Source organism: Mesorhizobium norvegicum, assembly GCF_004919685.1.
In the GTDB taxonomy this organism is placed as follows: Bacteria; Pseudomonadota; Alphaproteobacteria; order Rhizobiales; family Rhizobiaceae; genus Mesorhizobium; species Mesorhizobium norvegicum.
The window spans coordinates 63,800-79,902 of record NZ_SMYZ01000073.1; the positions used below are offsets into that span (position 1 = coordinate 63,800).

Annotated in this window: 14 protein-coding genes; 7 read left to right on the forward strand and 7 right to left on the reverse strand. The window is 55.4% G+C overall.

Annotated elements, in window-relative coordinates; genetic code table 11:
- Positions 1–69 precede the first annotated feature (69 nt).
- The 3 genes from FCU66_RS28840 to FCU66_RS28850 are packed head-to-tail and all read left to right on the forward strand — an operon-like array spanning position 70 to position 4,859.
- Positions 70–1,761, forward strand: coding sequence for a UbiA family prenyltransferase (locus FCU66_RS28840; protein WP_246094061.1), 1,692 nt, complete (start codon positions 70–72; stop codon positions 1,759–1,761).
- Between the two features lie 18 nt (positions 1,762–1,779).
- A complete protein-coding gene (locus FCU66_RS28845) occupies positions 1,780–2,850 on the forward strand; it encodes an NAD-dependent epimerase/dehydratase family protein (protein ID WP_136620877.1) in 1,071 nt (356 codons plus the stop codon).
- A 32-nt stretch (positions 2,851–2,882) separates the two neighbouring features.
- Positions 2,883–4,859, forward strand: a complete 1,977-nt coding sequence (locus FCU66_RS28850; protein WP_246094063.1) for a hypothetical protein — start codon at positions 2,883–2,885, stop codon at positions 4,857–4,859.
- A gap of 496 nt (positions 4,860–5,355) precedes the next feature.
- Here the strand turns inward: FCU66_RS28850 and FCU66_RS28855 are convergent, their stop codons facing one another.
- Positions 5,356–5,613: a hypothetical protein gene (locus FCU66_RS28855; protein ID WP_096459780.1), complete on the reverse strand. Its 258-nt coding sequence runs from the start codon at positions 5,611–5,613 to the stop codon at positions 5,356–5,358.
- Between the two features lie 100 nt (positions 5,614–5,713).
- On the opposite strand from FCU66_RS28855, the gene FCU66_RS28860 reads away from it, so the two are divergent.
- On the forward strand, positions 5,714–6,097 hold the full coding sequence (locus FCU66_RS28860; protein ID WP_168992075.1) for a hypothetical protein: 384 nt from the start codon (positions 5,714–5,716) through the stop codon (positions 6,095–6,097).
- Here FCU66_RS28860 and FCU66_RS28865 read toward each other — a convergent pair.
- The 4 genes from FCU66_RS28865 to FCU66_RS28880 are packed head-to-tail and all read right to left on the reverse strand — an operon-like array spanning position 6,082 to position 9,402.
- Entirely contained in the window at positions 6,082–7,617 is a 1,536-nt protein-coding gene (locus FCU66_RS28865) for an FAD-dependent oxidoreductase (protein ID WP_136620875.1), read from the reverse strand. The genes FCU66_RS28860 and FCU66_RS28865 overlap by 16 nt on opposite strands.
- A gap of 9 nt (positions 7,618–7,626) precedes the next feature.
- Positions 7,627–8,001 (reverse strand): hypothetical protein, encoded by a 375-nt coding sequence (locus FCU66_RS28870; protein ID WP_168992079.1) that lies wholly within the window; start codon positions 7,999–8,001, stop codon positions 7,627–7,629.
- 1 nt (position 8,002) lies between these two features.
- On the reverse strand, positions 8,003–8,356 hold the full coding sequence (locus tag FCU66_RS28875; RefSeq protein WP_010915920.1) for a DMT family transporter: 354 nt from the start codon (positions 8,354–8,356) through the stop codon (positions 8,003–8,005).
- Entirely contained in the window at positions 8,353–9,402 is a 1,050-nt protein-coding gene (locus tag FCU66_RS28880; protein WP_136620874.1) for an NAD-dependent epimerase/dehydratase family protein, read from the reverse strand. Before FCU66_RS28880 ends, FCU66_RS28875 begins: the two co-directional genes overlap by 4 nt.
- Before the next feature lie 627 nt (positions 9,403–10,029).
- Between FCU66_RS28880 and FCU66_RS41330 the strand changes: the two genes are divergently transcribed.
- On the forward strand, positions 10,030–10,266 hold the full coding sequence (locus FCU66_RS41330) for a hypothetical protein (protein ID WP_168992263.1): 237 nt from the start codon (positions 10,030–10,032) through the stop codon (positions 10,264–10,266).
- Between the two features lie 814 nt (positions 10,267–11,080).
- Here FCU66_RS41330 and FCU66_RS28890 read toward each other — a convergent pair.
- Both FCU66_RS28890 and FCU66_RS28895 read right to left on the reverse strand, forming a co-directional pair.
- Positions 11,081–11,887, reverse strand: a complete 807-nt coding sequence (locus tag FCU66_RS28890) for an IclR family transcriptional regulator (RefSeq protein ID WP_246094065.1) — start codon at positions 11,885–11,887, stop codon at positions 11,081–11,083.
- Positions 11,888–11,979: 92 nt separating this feature from the next.
- Positions 11,980–13,353, reverse strand: a complete 1,374-nt coding sequence (locus FCU66_RS28895) for an MmgE/PrpD family protein (protein ID WP_136620873.1) — start codon at positions 13,351–13,353, stop codon at positions 11,980–11,982.
- A 426-nt stretch (positions 13,354–13,779) separates the two neighbouring features.
- On the opposite strand from FCU66_RS28895, the gene FCU66_RS28900 reads away from it, so the two are divergent.
- Positions 13,780–14,916 carry a M24 family metallopeptidase gene (locus FCU66_RS28900; RefSeq protein ID WP_136620872.1) on the forward strand — a complete coding sequence of 379 codons (1,137 nt, stop codon included), beginning with the start codon at positions 13,780–13,782 and terminating at the stop codon, positions 14,914–14,916.
- Positions 14,917–14,956: 40 nt separating this feature from the next.
- On the forward strand, positions 14,957–16,060 hold the full coding sequence (locus tag FCU66_RS28905) for an extracellular solute-binding protein (protein ID WP_136620871.1): 1,104 nt from the start codon (positions 14,957–14,959) through the stop codon (positions 16,058–16,060).
- Positions 16,061–16,103 lie beyond the last annotated feature (43 nt).

Consider the following 16,103-nt stretch of genomic DNA (forward strand, 5'->3'; position numbering starts at 1 on the left):
CACCTTTGTCGATTTTGCCCAGTCCGCGACACAGTCTAATTAGGCAGAATCTCTGGCCGAATCTCACGCATGTCATTGAACAGCACGCAGAAACTCTCTTCTGGAGCTTTTTGGGCACAGTTGGCACGACTTTTGATGCTCCTTTTTCGCGACGCAGCTGGAGCTGCCGACCTATTGGCGTGGGTGGCTGACGGCCCAGCACAAAGCGCGGTAGTGATCCTTTGCCCGTATCGGACCTTCGGCGCCGATAATAATTTCGTCTTTGATGAAGGCGCAGCGATGAAGCTGTACAAACCTGATTTGGGGGATGAGATGATGATGCTTGATCTGGACGGCTTTGACCGTCAGTTGCCCCTGGTTTGTGACTTGGATGGCACTCTGATAAGATCAGATACTTTCCACGAGAGCTTCTTTGAAGCCTTCTTTCATTCGCCACAGCACCTGCTTCGCACTTTTCCAAGTTGGTTCAAGGGCCGCGCGGCGTTGAAGGAAACGCTGGCAAACGTTTGTTCGATTGAGCCGCGGGCGCTTCCCTATCGGGCAGAGATGTTGGAATTGATGCGTGGCGCGAAAGCTGACGGGCGTGAAATTTATCTCGTTACGGCAGCGGATCAGAGCATAGCGGATAGTATCATTTGTCACCTTGGCGGCTTCGCCGGCGCGAAGGGAAGTGATGGGTCTTTGAACCTGAAGAGCCGCAACAAGTTGAAATGGCTTCAGGCTAGCTTCCCAGAGGGATTCATCTATGCGGGCGACAGTGCCGCCGACCTGCCAATCTGGGAGGCGGCTTCCGGAGCGGTTTTGGTTGGCAACGGAGTGAAATACGCAAGCCAGCTCCGTAAAGCTGGCGTTGAGGTCAGGGCGATCAGTCCTGAAAAAGCCAATCCGGTGAAGGACTGGCTGTTTGAACTCCGGGTACACCAGTGGTCAAAAAATGTGCTGATTTTCGTTCCACTGTTTCTCGGCCATATTGCGGGCGATTTGCATGCAGTGCTGAGGACAATAGTCGCCTTTGTTGCTTTCAGCCTGATTGCTTCGGCAACCTATATCATCAACGATCTGGCTGATTTGGAGGCGGACCGGGCGCATGCGACCAAGCGCTTCCGGGCGATTGCTGCAGGCAGAATAAGCGTTATAAACGGCTTTTTGGCGAGCATTTTTATGCTGGGTGCGGGCATTGGGGTGGCCTTACTTTTGCACCCTCAATTCGCACTGGCTGTCGCAGCCTATCTGGTGCTGACGCTGGCCTATTCATTCCGCTTGAAGCGTTACGCGTTACTCGATGTGACGGTCATCGGAGCGTTGTTCACACTGAGGATTGTCATGGGTCAGGTGCTAAATGATCTGGCATTCTCGCCTTGGCTCTTGTCCTTTTCAGCCATGTTCTTCTTCTCGCTGTCTCTGGCAAAGCGTCATGTGGAAGCAATGCGCGCGTGCTCAAAGGGGAGGGACGCCATCAAAGGTCGCGGATACTTGCCTGACGATTGGCCGCTCACCTTGGGCTATGGCCTTGCTTCCGCCTCGGCTTCAATCGTCATCATGCTGCTTTTCATCGCGCTCGAAGCCAGAGCCACCCAAGAATATCACAATCCAGCATGGCTCTATGTTGCGCCGGCGGGCGTGTTCATGTGGCTGCAAAGGATATGGCTCCTGAGTCATCGCATGGGTTTGCACGACGATCCTATTGTCTTTGCGCTCAAGGACAAGACCAGCTTGTTGATCGGCGCCATCATCGCACTGGCGTTTGCGTTGGCTGCGTAAAACAAAGCGGTTGCCAATATGCAAGAGACGAACTTAGTAACCCTGAATGCGCCCCTCGTACTCCTGACTGGAGCTGCCGGCTGGTTGGGCGGGCGCGTCGCGGCGGCGCTGACGACGGGTTTGCCGGAAGCAGGACTTCTCGCACGCGGCGGCTTCCGGGTAAGGGCGTTCGTTCCTGCGGGAGAAGACGTATCGCAGCTGCGCGACCAAGGCCTGGATATCGTGACAGGCGATATCCGGGACATGGAATCTGTCCGCGCATTCGTGGCTGGTGCCGAGGGCGCCGTATTGATCCACCTGGCCGGCATCATTCATCCCAAAACGGTTGCCCAATTTGAAGCCATCAACACACAGGGCACGATCAATCTGGTTACGGCAGCGCAAAAGGCAGGTGTGAGGCGCGCGGTCGTCATGTCATCGAATTCGCCGATCGGCTGCAATCCGCACCCGGACCACAGATTCACGGAGGAAAGCCCCTATAACCCCTATATGGGATATGGCCGTTCCAAGATGCTGATGGAAAAGGCACTGCGTGCGGAACTTGCTGCTGGCAGCCCGATGGAAGTCGTCATCGTCCGCGCGCCCTGGTTTTACGGTCCCAACCAGCCTCAAAGGCAAACGCTCTTTTTTAAGATGGTCAAGGATGGCAAGTTTCCAATCGTTGGATCGGGGCGGAACCGCCGCTCGATGGGCTACACTGACAACCTGGCGCAGGGCATTCTTCTTGCCGCAGTTCACGAGCGGGCGGTAGGAGAGATATTCTGGCTTGCAGACGAGACGCCGTACACCATGAAAGAAATTGTCGAGGTCGCCGGCATGGTCCTGCACGAAGATTTCGGCATGACGGTCAAGCCCAACAAGTTCCATCTGCCGGACATCCTCGGCGACGTCGCAACGATAGTTGATGCGACTCTCCAGTATGCCGGCGTCTATCACCAGAAAATCCATGTGCTGTCCGAAATGAACAAGACAATTGCCTGCGATATCACCAAAGCCAGAAAAGTGCTCGGTTACGCGCCCACAATCGCCTTGCGCGAAGGCATGCGACGTTCGGTCGATTGGTGCATGAAGAACGGTCAGGCATTTTAATTAAGGCTTGCCGAAGAATTCGGAGATCGCCATTGTTAGTACAAACTTCTTCCGTTATTTCCAGTGCTCTCGTTTCGAGCGCCATAGGATATGCCATAGGGTTTCCGGTTTCGAAGTTTTTCGACAACAATATTCGGATGCGCTTGCTTATCGCGCCGGTCATCGGACTTGGAATATTCGGCGCTGCAGGTGTTTCCATTTTTCATTTGTTACCTTTAACCGCGGTCAATCTTATTCTGATCGTCCTTGCGTTGTTCGCTGTCGCACTCTGGCTATCGAAAGGCGCCGTCGATCCGCTGTTGCGCTCCCCGACCAATCCTGGCTTTTCCTGGTTAACTGTTGCATTTCTCCTCTGCCTTTTGCCAGCCTTCGCGATCATTCCGCAGCATTATGGGGAAAGTGCCGGCGTCGGTGACCCGATCTGGGACCATGCTAAAATAGCTATTATAAATGAAATAGCTCAAAACGGCTTGCCTCCCGGCAATCCATACTATTCCGAAGCAGGTACTCCCAGCACACTTATTTACTACTACGTCTGGCACTTCATCGCGGCATGTTCATCAGTCATCACCGGCGCTAGCGGCTGGGAGGCCGATATTGCTCTTACCGGCATGACGGCGTTGTTCTCGACGTTTGTCGTAACGTGGCTGGCAGTGGCACGAAGCAGAAGCTCAGATGCCGCTTGGTGGGTACTCCCGCTCTTGCTTGCCAGTTCCCTTAAGCCAATCGTGCGATTTGTCTCTGGTACGTGGCTCGACACATGGATGGTACAGCAATACAGTTTCGACGCGTGGATTATTCAAACCTCATGGGCACCCCAGCACGTATTTTCTGGATCCATAGCCTTAATTGCCATCATGGCATACATACGAATTCTACATTGTAACGCCGGGCGTGATGTCAGCTTGGCAGTGTTTACGGGGGCGATGCTTGCTTCTGCTTATGGCAGCTCCATGTGGGCAGGCGGCCTCTCACTGCTTTTGATATTACCCATTGTGGGGGGGCTGTCGATTTCGGATGTTGCAAGGGCCAAACGGCTGCTTCAAGTTCTCATATTACTTTCAGTCGCTGTTAGCATAGCCGTACTCTGCGCGGGCGTATTGGTCTACGAACAGGCTGTCATATTAAATGCCAGAAAAGCCGTGGCATTTTGGATATTTCCCATATTCGTGGGAATGGACGGGCTTATGGATCTTCCAGGCTTCTGGCTGTTCTTGATTATCATCGACCTCAGTATTCTGTATGCCTCATTTCTTATTTGGACATTATCGATATCCCCTGGCGATGTCGCAGCATACTCCCACATCGACCGGGCGATCTTTGTCACCGTTCTGGCGCCACTATTTTGCGCCCAGTTTATGCACAGCGTCATTCTGTATAATGACTTGGGGTGGCGTGTGATAATTCCATCATTGCTAGTTATGATCGCGGTTACAGCTGCGCTGTTCTCTTCGCAAATTGGCGAAAGCACGTTAACCGGTCGTCTAACGACTATAACAGCAATTGTATTCCTGGCGCCTTCAATTTTGGCCGGCGCTCAGTTTGTATACTTGTCCGACTTCCAATTTCGAGTTCAAGGACCCGAAACGTTAGAGGGCACAGCTTTCAGAGCATCTCCTGAAATGTGGAAAGCTGTTCGGCAATTAACGCCATCAGATGAAGCGGTCGCCAACAATCCGCTCGATTTTGCAAACGTGACATATCGACCAGGGAATATTTCTTGGGCAACATTGTCACAAAGGCGAAATTGCGCAACGACACTGGGGTTTTTGCGCTCCTATGCAGCTCAACTTACGCCAAATCAGGCATCAGAAGTCTACAACCTCTTCGTCGAAGCGTTCAGAGGTGAGGTTTCCGAAAGTCATCTTAGAGTTATGAAAGAAAAGTATCTTTGTAAGACTCTTGTGGTTACAGCGCGAGATGGTTTATGGGATAAACCGGAGCTGAACAACAGTTCAGTATACAAGCTCGTGTCCGAGAAAGAAGGGAAGTGGCGGATTTATCGATAATACGCCTTTAAAGGTAAGCGATGCGCCCAGGCACCTTGCAATAGGCCGATGAACATGGAGTTTTCGAGCCATGACATTGGAACATGCAAGGGACGATCGGGGCGCCGGGTTAAGCGGGGCCGCGACGGCCGAAGATCTTGCAACGGTGCCCGGGCGCGTGCAGCAACGAAGGCTGTGGAGTTGCAACGAGAAGCGGCGTTGGTCGACCTGGCGAGTGCGGCGGGGTCGTCGGTGACCGAGGTCGCGGAAGCGTTGGCGTAGCTCCGCGAACCACCTCACAGCCGGTAGCCAGAAAGGACATAAGGTCTTACCTGCAAGGCTCGCCAATGCTGCGTCAGCACTCCCAACACTCTTCTCAGCCTTAAAACCGGCAATCTGGCCGGTCTTAGTGTCTGCTCCAACAAGAGGTGAGTGATTTCAGCGGGTTGTGATTCTGTCGGAGTAACCGGGGCAGATTTCCGGGTGGAGGGGGTTTGCGGGCGAGCACGTTCGTGATTCACCATCTGCGTGACGCTACCACCGACTGATTCGCTTGAAGGCCTGTCGCTCGCTCAGCTCCACGGGCTGGTTGCTGCGCTGATCGGCGAAGTGCGCGGTCTTCAAACCCGGTCAGGATCGCCACCGAAGGGGCGATGTGGGGGGCGATCCGCCACCACGGCTTCTCGCCGATACCGTCGTCGTATCCGATGATGCCGGCCAGTTCCGCATTGGCGAGCATGCGCTGTGCTGGGTCCACGCCGAGCGGCTCGTCCACAAATTAATACCCATAACCTCGACCGCCGCCGCGTCGTCGACATCATGCGCCAGTTGATCTGGTGGTTCTATCGCGACCTGAAGAGCTACCAAGCTGATCCATGCCCCCAAGGGCAGCCGCACTGCGGGGCCCGCTTCGAGCACCTGTTCAAACGCTGGCCCGGCTGCATCGCCGCAAGCATGAACTCCTGCGCGTTCTCGATCGTCTCGAGATCCCACTCCACAGGTCCGAAAACGACATCCGCGCCTTCGTCACCAAGCGCAAGATCTCCGGCGGAACCGTCAGTGAGGCAGGCAAGAACGCCCGCGACGTCCTGCTCGGCCTGATGAAGACCTGCATCAAGCTCGACATCTCATTCTCCGCTATCTCGGCGGCCGCCTCGGCATACACGCACAATCGCCGATTCCACCGCTCCCGGATCTCGTTAGGCAAGCCGCTCAAGCCTGACTGCCCGGAAATCTGCCCCGGTTACCGCAGGTTGTAGTTTCTGTCTCTTGCGGCTGACCGGGCGCGTTCTTGTGCGGAATGACAGAGTGCTGCTTCCGCGGCCCGGAACGCCAGGGCCATGATGGTCATTTGAGGATTGACGCCGGGCGCTTCCGGAATGAGGCTGCCATCAGCGACAAAGAGGTTTTCGACGCCACGCACCCGTCCGTAACTGTCGACCGCGCAAGCATCCCGATGCTCGCCAGGCGGGCAGCTCGAAAACAGGTGTATGGACATCAGGTTGGTTGCCTGTTTGGGCAAAGGCTTGTTCCAGAACTCATGCACCTGATTAGGGCTCGTCCACCCTTCATGGCCGGATATGCCCGGGAACACCTTGCGGGCGCCGGCCTCAAACATGACTTGGCCAAGACGGGTGAGAACTTGGCACAAAGCGATCCAGTCGTCAGGGGCGAGTTTGAAACCAACAAGCGGCTCATTGATGCCGGGAAGCGGCCTCACCGAGCCAACTCCGCGAGGCCGTATCATGCCGTAATATGAGCCGCAAAAACGCCAGTTCCGCATCAGATCGCCGCGATTGGTCCAGTCTTCCGCAAGCGAGAGGCCAAAGATCGCGGGCGTAAATACTGATCCACCGATCCGCTGTTCCGGCATGAATTCGGTAATCGCCGTCAGAGGGAGCCGCGACTGATGCGCATCGACCGGCTCATCAAACAGCGCCGTTGCCCTGATTGTCGGGTGAACGCGCAGCGTATTGCCAATGCATTTGCGCGGGCCGGATCGGCGCAAAAGCGCCGGGGTGTGAATTGCACCTGCGCACACGAACACCATGCCGGCTTTTACGCGCACTGCCATGGCATGTCCGCCTGGATCGCGTGAACGGGCAAGGACTTCTGTGGCACGGCCCTTTTCAATTCGTATGTTGTCCACCCGCGTTTGCGTCAGCAGACGCATACCGCGGTCCACTGCCTTTGGCAGAAGGGTAACCGCCATGGACTGCTTGGCGCCGTTCGGACAAACATAAGAACAGCGGTTGGCGCCCTTGCAGCCACGTTGCCCCCGTTTCAGTTCCGACACTTTCCAGCCGAGCGCTTCGCCCCCCTTCCGCAGAATGTCGGTGGCACGTCCGAGCGGACCGGGGGTCAAGCTTGCATTTACCGCCGTCTCCGCGCGCTCGTAATATTGCGCCAATTCATCCGGCGTAAAATTCTCGATCTTATAGAGCTCGCGCCATTGATCAATGAGATTGCTATCGGCTCGCTGGGTAATAGCGCTGTTGATTTCTGTTCCTCCCCCGACGCAGCGGCCTTCGGCATAGTTAATGGGGGGGCGCCCAATCGCGGCGGTTAGTCCTCCGCTGCGCCAGGCTGCTAAAAATGCCTCGCTTGCGATAGGAGAAGCTGATGATGACGGAATATGCTTACCTTCTTCAAGCATGATTACAGAAATGCCAGCAGCTGTCAGCACATCTGCTACGCTGGCACCGCCCGCGCCAGAGCCGATAATCACCGCATCTGCTTCCAGTTGCAGTGCGTTGCCCGGTTGAAAACGGCCTTTCATGTCAAAGCCTTAATTCCCTGCAGGCCGTACGTATAACAGTCTTGCCGCCACGGGCATCTGCTCATAAAATGCGAGCAGCGTCATCGATCGATAAAGGCGCACGACGGATGTCATGGGACCGGGCGATCTCTGCAGAAGATTATAAAACCTGTCTGCGCGAAGCGCGCTTGCCAACGGACCGCCCGCGCCGGCTGAAATCACTAAGACGCAAAGGCTCAGGAAGATCGAAACGCTTCGAACCGCCAAGCGAATATGAAAGGGCGCACCTGCAATGGCTCGGGTGACGCTCGGTACGACTTCAGTTACTACGGCTGATTTTTCTTCTCCGTCGAGTAGTGGCCACGCAGGTATCAGTGTTGCCACAATCACTCGATCGAATACCATTTCAGTCTCCTCGAGCCAGAAGAATAATACCGGCCAAGACAAGACTGAGGCCAATCCGTTTGGACAGATGGAACGGTTCTCCAAAAATGTAGTATGATGCAACCGCCAGCATCGCAAACGCGGAACCCGCCAAAATCGGATAGGCGACGGACACCTCCATGGAGTCGAGAGCCTTTGCAAAAAACACCACGTTGATGCCGTAAAATAGCAATCCGCCTATAAAGCTAATTGAGAGAAACTTATCGGTTGGTCCAGCGTCGGTAGGCAGTGAGATCCGGCTCCATTTCAGCAACATATTGCCGATACAGGAATTCAAACCCGCAGCAAGAACCATGATCACAGGTGGCGTATTCATCCCGGGGCCATCCGCAATACGTAAGGAACCAGTGCCAGAATCTGCTGCTTGACCGGCGACTTATGGCGTGACGCTCCGCCTTTGCTCAGAGAGGCCTTATTGGCCTGATACCAATTATAAGTCTCGATGATCATCTGAGAATTAGAATACTTCGGCATAAAATCAAGTTCTCTCTGCGCTTTCGAAATATCGAAATACATCGAGCGCCCGTACATAAGCGAATGGTAGGGACCCAAGGGAGAAAGCCCGAGCGTACTTGCTAAATTCGCTGCAAGGGCAGTCGGCCTCATTGGAATAGACTTGATACGGCTTTCGGTTCCAGTATGGTCAATTACCGTCTGCAGAAGTTCACGCATTGTGCCAAATTCGGCCGCCCCAATATTGTATTCCGCAAATCCCCGCATATCCGATGCTGCAATGCATGCCCAGGCCAAATCATCCGAGTGAACGAACTGATATCTGTTATTCCCGCCAGCAAAAACTGGAATGTCGAGGCCCCGTTCTATCCAGTCAAAGAGAATTTGGACGATGCCAAGGCGGCCGTGTCCGAGAATGGTCCGCGGGCGCACAATCGCCACATCCAGACCATGGCGTTGCATTGCCTCCTTGCAAATCATTTCTCCTGCCAATTTTGCGCGTCCGTAGTCTTCAGCAGGATTGGTCACTGTATCCTCTGTGACGGGATTCGCTTTGGGGACGCCAAAAACAGCGCTGGAAGAAGTATAGATCAGCTTCACGACTCCTGCCGCAACCGATTCGTCGGCAAGGATCTGAGTACCGTCCTTGTTGATGGACCAGAATAGGTCCACATCCTTGGCTAAAGGCACTTGGGCAACGTTGTGGAACACCTTTTTGACGCCGGAGACTGCTTGTTTGACCGCGTTACGGTCCAGGATCGTGCCTTTGAAAAATTCCAGATTAGGATGACTGAAGCCAGGGAAATTTAGGTCGAACACGCGAACGTGGGTTCCTTGCTCAAGTAACTGTTTGGTCAACAATTCCCCAAAATATCCCGAACCTCCGGTAACTAGAGCTGTATTCACCATCTCTGACCTACAATAAGCTGAAACCCAATTTCAAGAAACTGCTGAGACCACTTGTCAGCCTTTCGTTCGTGCGGACCGCTATCATGCGGTTCAGTGCAAAACCTAGTCCCTTACTGCGATGCATTTGCTGCTAATCAAGCATGTTCCGTGCCAAAGGGAAAAATGTTTTGTATCAGAACGATAGCGCCATAACTGCCGTGTCGCATATTCGACATCGTTAGATTGCAGACAAAAACAGAATGCAGTTGTCTTTAGCAGTGTGGATCGATTAGCCATGTACGGAGAACTGCTCTTTGGTTGCCCGAGCCATGGAGTCCCAGCAGGTTAGGATCAGCATGAGCAAAAGAACACGGCCTCGATGCCGATGCCGCGGGCTGTCGCCCAAGTGCCTCTTGCGGGTTCCGGCCGGCCCAAGGAAGCGGACTGGGCGGCGGGGATGAGGACGAACTGGCAGTCGCGCGATTAAAACACCGAGGCCTATAAGTGTTTTGATGGCGGGAAGGCAGCTCATCCGCGGCGCCCCCTCGGTTCGGCTGTTCGCCCTTCTCGCGCAGTGCCAGTTCTTCGGATGACAGGATGTCAAGGGCCACCGAGGCCAAGAATTCCCTGGTCGGGACGACGCACGACATGACCGAGCGCCTCCAGAGCGCGGCATCTTCAGCCAACCAAGTTATGGCGGATTCGATCGATCGTGGATGCTCCGTCGTCAAAGACAACGCTCAAGGTTCTCTCTCCCGAGCCATGAAAGGCCGGCGGCGTAGCCGCTGTGCTTTCACTTCGGAATCTACCTGCCGATTAACGGAACTGCTTGTTCAATTGAAGGCGCGTGCCACCGAAGACACCACGGCGGCGAAAGTTATTTGAGAGCTGATCCCTAACCTCCAACCCAACTTACGGTTGGAGTGGATCCACTCATGAAAGCGCTGGAGTGACACAAGGGGCTCTCGTGGATGGATGCTATGCACGAACTGCAGCGGATCCGCCAAGATTGCGGCGACGGCGCCGAGCGAGACAACCCAAGCTGAAGAAGGTGTAGCAAACAGCCACATCGCGAGCGCTAGGCCTGCGCAGGCGTCAACACCAATGCAGATCAGATCGATTACTACGTCTCGGTTCAATCTAAGGCGCCGATTGTCGGCACCCTCCCCAACTGAGATCGACCGAAGCGGGTAGTCCCAATGCGGAATGGCATCGATCGCAAAATGGCTCGCAAAGCCAGCCACGGCTACCAGGATGGGATCGGAAGGAAATAGACTGGCAATCGCGCCGCCAACGACTGCATGTGTGCTCAAAATCATTGGGAAGCATCTCCGCGCTGGTTTTCGTTGTCACGAATTAAGCCTAGACACGATATAGCTCCGCCTGACCTCTGGCCCGACTATCTGGCTTGTTCCGCATATTTTATGCGGGGACTACTTTTTCGGTGTCTCTTTGTCCAGTTGGGTCAAGCCGCTTCCAGCAGTCGGCTCCTGAGAAGTGGATCGGCGGCGCCCGTACATCGATCGTCTTGAGGCGGTTGATCTTGGCCTTCGACCGGGCTCGTGCTCCAGGGGCTGGGTGATTGCCGCCCGCACAGCCTCAATGTACTGCAGGGGCTCGCGATCCTGTGTCTCCTATCAAATTGTAGTGAACAGGGGCTTCCATCTCCATATCTCTCCGCTCTGACAAGGTTGCCAGCTTAACTGGCAATCGAAACATCGTGTGGGTTCATCGTGCGTTCGATTTCGTCGATTTCACGTCGCAGAATCTGAACGAAGTCGCCTACGCTGCACCTCCGCAGCCTTGCGCTAGTCATGTTGATGGCGAGCGCGCCTGCTACATTTCCGCTTTCTAGGATGATTGGCACCGCTATCGCTGAAATTCCTTCCACAAGGTGCCCGTCATCCACGGCATAGCCGCGCCCGCGGATCTCTGGCAGCGCATGCCGGATTTCGTCCGCTGTCAATCCATGGTAGCGCTCGAATTGTGGTGCGTTGGTTTCTAGAATGACCTCGGCTTGGTTTGGTGGCAGCATGGCCAAGATCGCCTGGCTGGCGGGACCCACCCCAAGGGGTATCTGGCCACCGACCTGTCCGGTGAGACTGTCGATCCGGTAGCCGCCGTCCTGTCGGTCGACACAGACGGTGTTGAAGCCGTTGCGAGCCATAAGAAAGACAGTATCACCCGTTTCGGCCGCAATCCGCAGCAAAGCAGGATGACAAACCCGTCGCATACCCGTCGTGTCCGCAGCTTTGGCTCCGAGCGCAAACAGGGCCAGCCCCAGTCTGTACCGCTTTGTAGTGTCGTCGCGCTCGATGTAGCGATGCCGCTCAAGGCCGGTGATGATGCGATGTGCCGTCGACATGTTTAGGCCGAAGGCTTCAGCAATCTCGGAAACCCGCGCACCGCCACGGCCGAGCTCTCCAAGATGATTCAAGATAGCGATGGAACGGTCCAGCAATTGGGTTCCAGTCGCCTTCTCCTCGCTTTCGTTCGTCGTCTTCACGTGCACCTCGATCAACCAGCCGACGGATCAAAACAATCCGCAAGATCGTCACCCAACTATCACGACCGCTCTCAACGTGGCTAGCGACAGGGCTATTGGCACTTCGCCTCGAGCGCGGGCTCACCTATCGGCAAAAAGCGCGGAATTGGTCGCTGCAACGTCTCCATCAGGCTCCCTAGCTCGCCATCTCGAAGATCCCGAAATGCCACCAGAAACTTTTCCAGATGCTGCTCGTCCAGTCTGGGCCGTGCCACGTTTCGAAATTTGTTCTCCAAGGTAGCCCAGCCCATCGGATTTGTGGGCTCACCCAGTGGGGCGAGAACCTCCTTAGGCAGCCGTTCGTTCTTCGTCCTTATTATCACGCGTGCTGGAACGGACTGCGGGAATATCGCGTCAAAGCCGGGATCAACCAGCAACTGAATTCGCCTCGCAAGTGCGATCGTACCGGAATCAGCTAAGTCCCTGTTCGTGATCTGCAAAAGCGCCTCGGCTCCTTTTGTCAACGCCATAGCCACGCAGAAGGGGACGCTATACTGGGCGGATTCTGTTGTGCGTGGCGCCACTTCGTTGTTCAGACGAAGTGCCCATGAAAACGTTTCTATTTCTATCGCCTGTATTTCGGTGGCATGCAGCCCATACTCAGCCTTAAGAGCCAGGACCGCATCAATCGCAGAATGCGCCCAACGGCAACAACCGTAAGGCTTGAAATAAATGCCGTTGATTGCCCACTCGGTTCCAAGCCCATCGAGCAGGCGACCGCGGTCGAAGACCCTTTCGTTGTCCAGTAGGTCGTCAGGCCCGGTAAAGCCCTGGGCCGCGAGTTCGACCGCAACCAGAGCTGTAGCGGTTGCCCATGGGATACCCTCTTTCACGTGGTTGCCCATCACCTTCGAGTATGCGATCGCGGAAAGGTTCGGCGCGGTCGAGCCCGCTATAGCAATGGCCTGCTCGATTGCGCGGGGCTCAAGACCGCGCAACCACGCTGCTGCAGCGGCAGCCCCGTAGCCAACCCATGGGCCTGAAACAAGTGTCGTCAGGGTCGCGAAATCCCGGGAGGCAGCCACGCGGACCGCGATTTCATAGCCGAGCGCGATCGCGGGTAATATTCGGTTGGTCGCACATTTGCATTCCGCTGCTGTGGCCATAACAGCGGGAATAATCGACGCCCCGGGATGTCCAGCCGCCGCTCGATGACCATCATCGAGATCAAGGCTCGACGCACTCGTTGAATTAACAAAGGCCGCGCCAGCCGCACTGGTGCGGTGCTTGGTGAACCAAATTGGGGCATTTCCATGCTGCCAGATCATGAAGGCCGCGTTTCGTGCTGCGACCGTCGCATCTTCACTGACGCCGGCGAGCGCAGCAGTCGCCAAATCCAGAACCGCCGCCTTCGCTTGTTCCGTAGCGGGGCCCTTGATCTCGCGAACGTCGAAAAGGAAATCTGCAAAATGTCGGGCAATGGTCATGGAGCTGCTGCCGCCTGCGAACACGAATGAACGTTTTTGATCGCAAACATCATTATATGAAAGAATATGCTTGTAAATCCCATAATGTGGAAGTATGGATTAAGGATGGATGTCGAGCTAGCTGGGTGGGACCAATGGCAGATGGCGCTTTAAAGCAGTCGGAAGGGTTCCGGGTGTCCTTTGCTGCCTCTGACCAGCATCCGGTCGCCATTGATGAAGTTGAGACATTCGGACGACAAGCTTATCCCAGGTCGCGCAACCGGGATCAGGCCGGGTGCTCGTCGGTGGCGAGCAGCGGCCCAGGCGGCCTTCACGGATCGCATGGTCAGGACGGCACCCTCCCGCCGACTACACCTCGTTTCGCGAAGGCCGCCACTTTCAGCTCTCTATTTCGGCACTTTAAATGCACATACATGGGATGAGCACATGACCGGGAAACGGCAAGCGTTTACAACCGAAGAATTTAAGGCGCGCGTGGCGCGGGTGCAGTCAGAAATGTCGGTGCGGGGCATCGATATTCTTTTGCTGCACGCTCCGGAGAATATCTACTACCTCACCGGCCACCAGACGTCCGGTTATTTCGCCTATCAGACCGCCGTGCTCGCTCAGTCCGGTGACCCGCAACTGCTGTTGCGCCTTCTGGAAAAGGGCAATGTCGACGAATATTCGTGGCTCTCGGACGCCTCCACCTGGAAGGAGGGCGACGACCTCGCGGAAAAAACGCTCGCCCTGGTGCGCGATTTCGGTGCCGCCGGCAAAAGCGTCGGATTAGAGAAGAGATGCTGGTTTTTGACATCTGCAATCGCAGATGCACTGGCCTGTGGACTTAGCGAGGCCACCATCGTTGATGCGAGCCTGCTTGTCGATCGCGTGCGGGTGATCAAATCACCTGCCGAGGTCGGCTACATCCGACGTGCAGCACAAATCGCTGAGATCGAGCAGCAGGTCGCGTTTGCGACGATTTGCGACGGAGCCACGGAGGCCCAAGTGGCAGCGGCGGTTTTCGCGGCAGGCGTCAACGCCGGCTGCGAATACACCGGCCTGCCACACCATATCATGTCCGGATACCGCTACAATGTGTGCCACGCGAACTGGAGCCCGAAGATCATCCGGCGTGGCGAACTGGTGCTCTTCGAGCTCTACGGATGTCTGGAGCGCTATCATGCAACCCAAATGCGCACGGTGGCCATCGGCCACGCGTCGGATGAGGTAAGGCAAGCCGCCGATATCGTTATAGCGGCTCAGGATGCCGGCATCGCTGCGATGAAGCCTGGTGCTTCAGCTCGGGAAGTCGACGCGCTGGTGCGAAAGCCGATCCGCAAAATTCGGCCGGAATATTACAACCGAACTGGCTACTCGACCGGCATCGGATTCCCGCCGAAGACTGCAGAGTGGGAAGCGCTCGACTTCAATGAACAGGAAGATTGGGAACTAAAGGAAGGCATGGCCTTCCACATGCTGGCGCTGGCCTGTGGGTTTGGCATCAGTGAAACTGTCGTCGTAACGGGCAATGGGGTTGAGCGCCTCACCGGTTCGAACGGGCGTGCACTTCTGATCAAGTGATCAGAAACTAAGAGGGGTCCTAACAAAGGGAGTAAAGAGCATGACAGACAAAATCTTCAATATCCGCGTTGACCGCAGAAGCTTTCTTGCTGGCTCGGCTGCAATTGCAGCTTCAACGCTGCCATCACCTCTGATCAGATCAGCCTCTGCACAGGAGTTTGCGGGAAAGCAGATTAGGGTCCTTACGTGGTCCGATCCGACTGGCCAGGCCGCCGTAAAGAACATTATGCAAACCTTCGAGGCAAAGACCGGCGCCAAGGTCATTGCCGACCTTACCGGTAGCACATCAGATATGATTGCGAAGATCAAGGCGTCCGCATCCAAGCCGCAATATGATGTCGTCGTCCTATCGGGGTTTGGCGCGGACTCTTTGGCCGAAGCCGGGCTTCTAGAAAAGCCCGATACTAGCGCAATCGCCAACCTTTCCCGGGTCGATCCCAAGTATCAAACCGGTGCCAATGGTCATGGGATCGGCTACTTCCTTTGGAGTGATGGCCTTATCTACAATACGAACCGCTATACCACCCCACCGAAATCCTACGATGTAATCTGGAACGCGGCCAATGAGGGTAAGATCGTACTTCCCACACCGGATAATCTCGGTGCGCTTGAACTAATAATTGTCGCAGCGAAGGCCGCTGGCGGTGACCTCAAGAATCCTGACCCAGGATTTGAACTGCTGAAAAAGATGAAGGGTAAGGCCTTGGCCGTCACAACGAACTCGAACCAAATCGCCGACTTGTTTCGTTCGGACGCTGTGAATGCAGCAGGTGTAATGTCTCCTTTAACTTTCTCGACATTCATCCCGAACCCGGAGTTCAACATTGGTGGCACGTATGATCTCGCCGAAGGTTTCTTCGTGGATCTTCAGTACATGGTCATCCCGAAAGGCCACCCAGGCGATGCTGCAACCGTGAATGCATTTCTTAATCACGCTCTTGATCCAGTGGTGCAAGGTAAGATGGCCGAAGAGGTCTGGTACGGTCCAATCAACCAAGATGCAATTTTGTCGGACAAGGCAAAACAGAGCCCGTTCATTCCAAGCCCCGCAGTGATCAAGGAACGCGCCAATAGGCTGGATTCTGGCTTCCTTGCTTCGGTGCGTGACGACTGGATCCAGCGCTACACGGACGCAGTAATGTAAGATCAGGTTCGGTGTTGGGTCGGCCACTTGGCCCAACACCGGC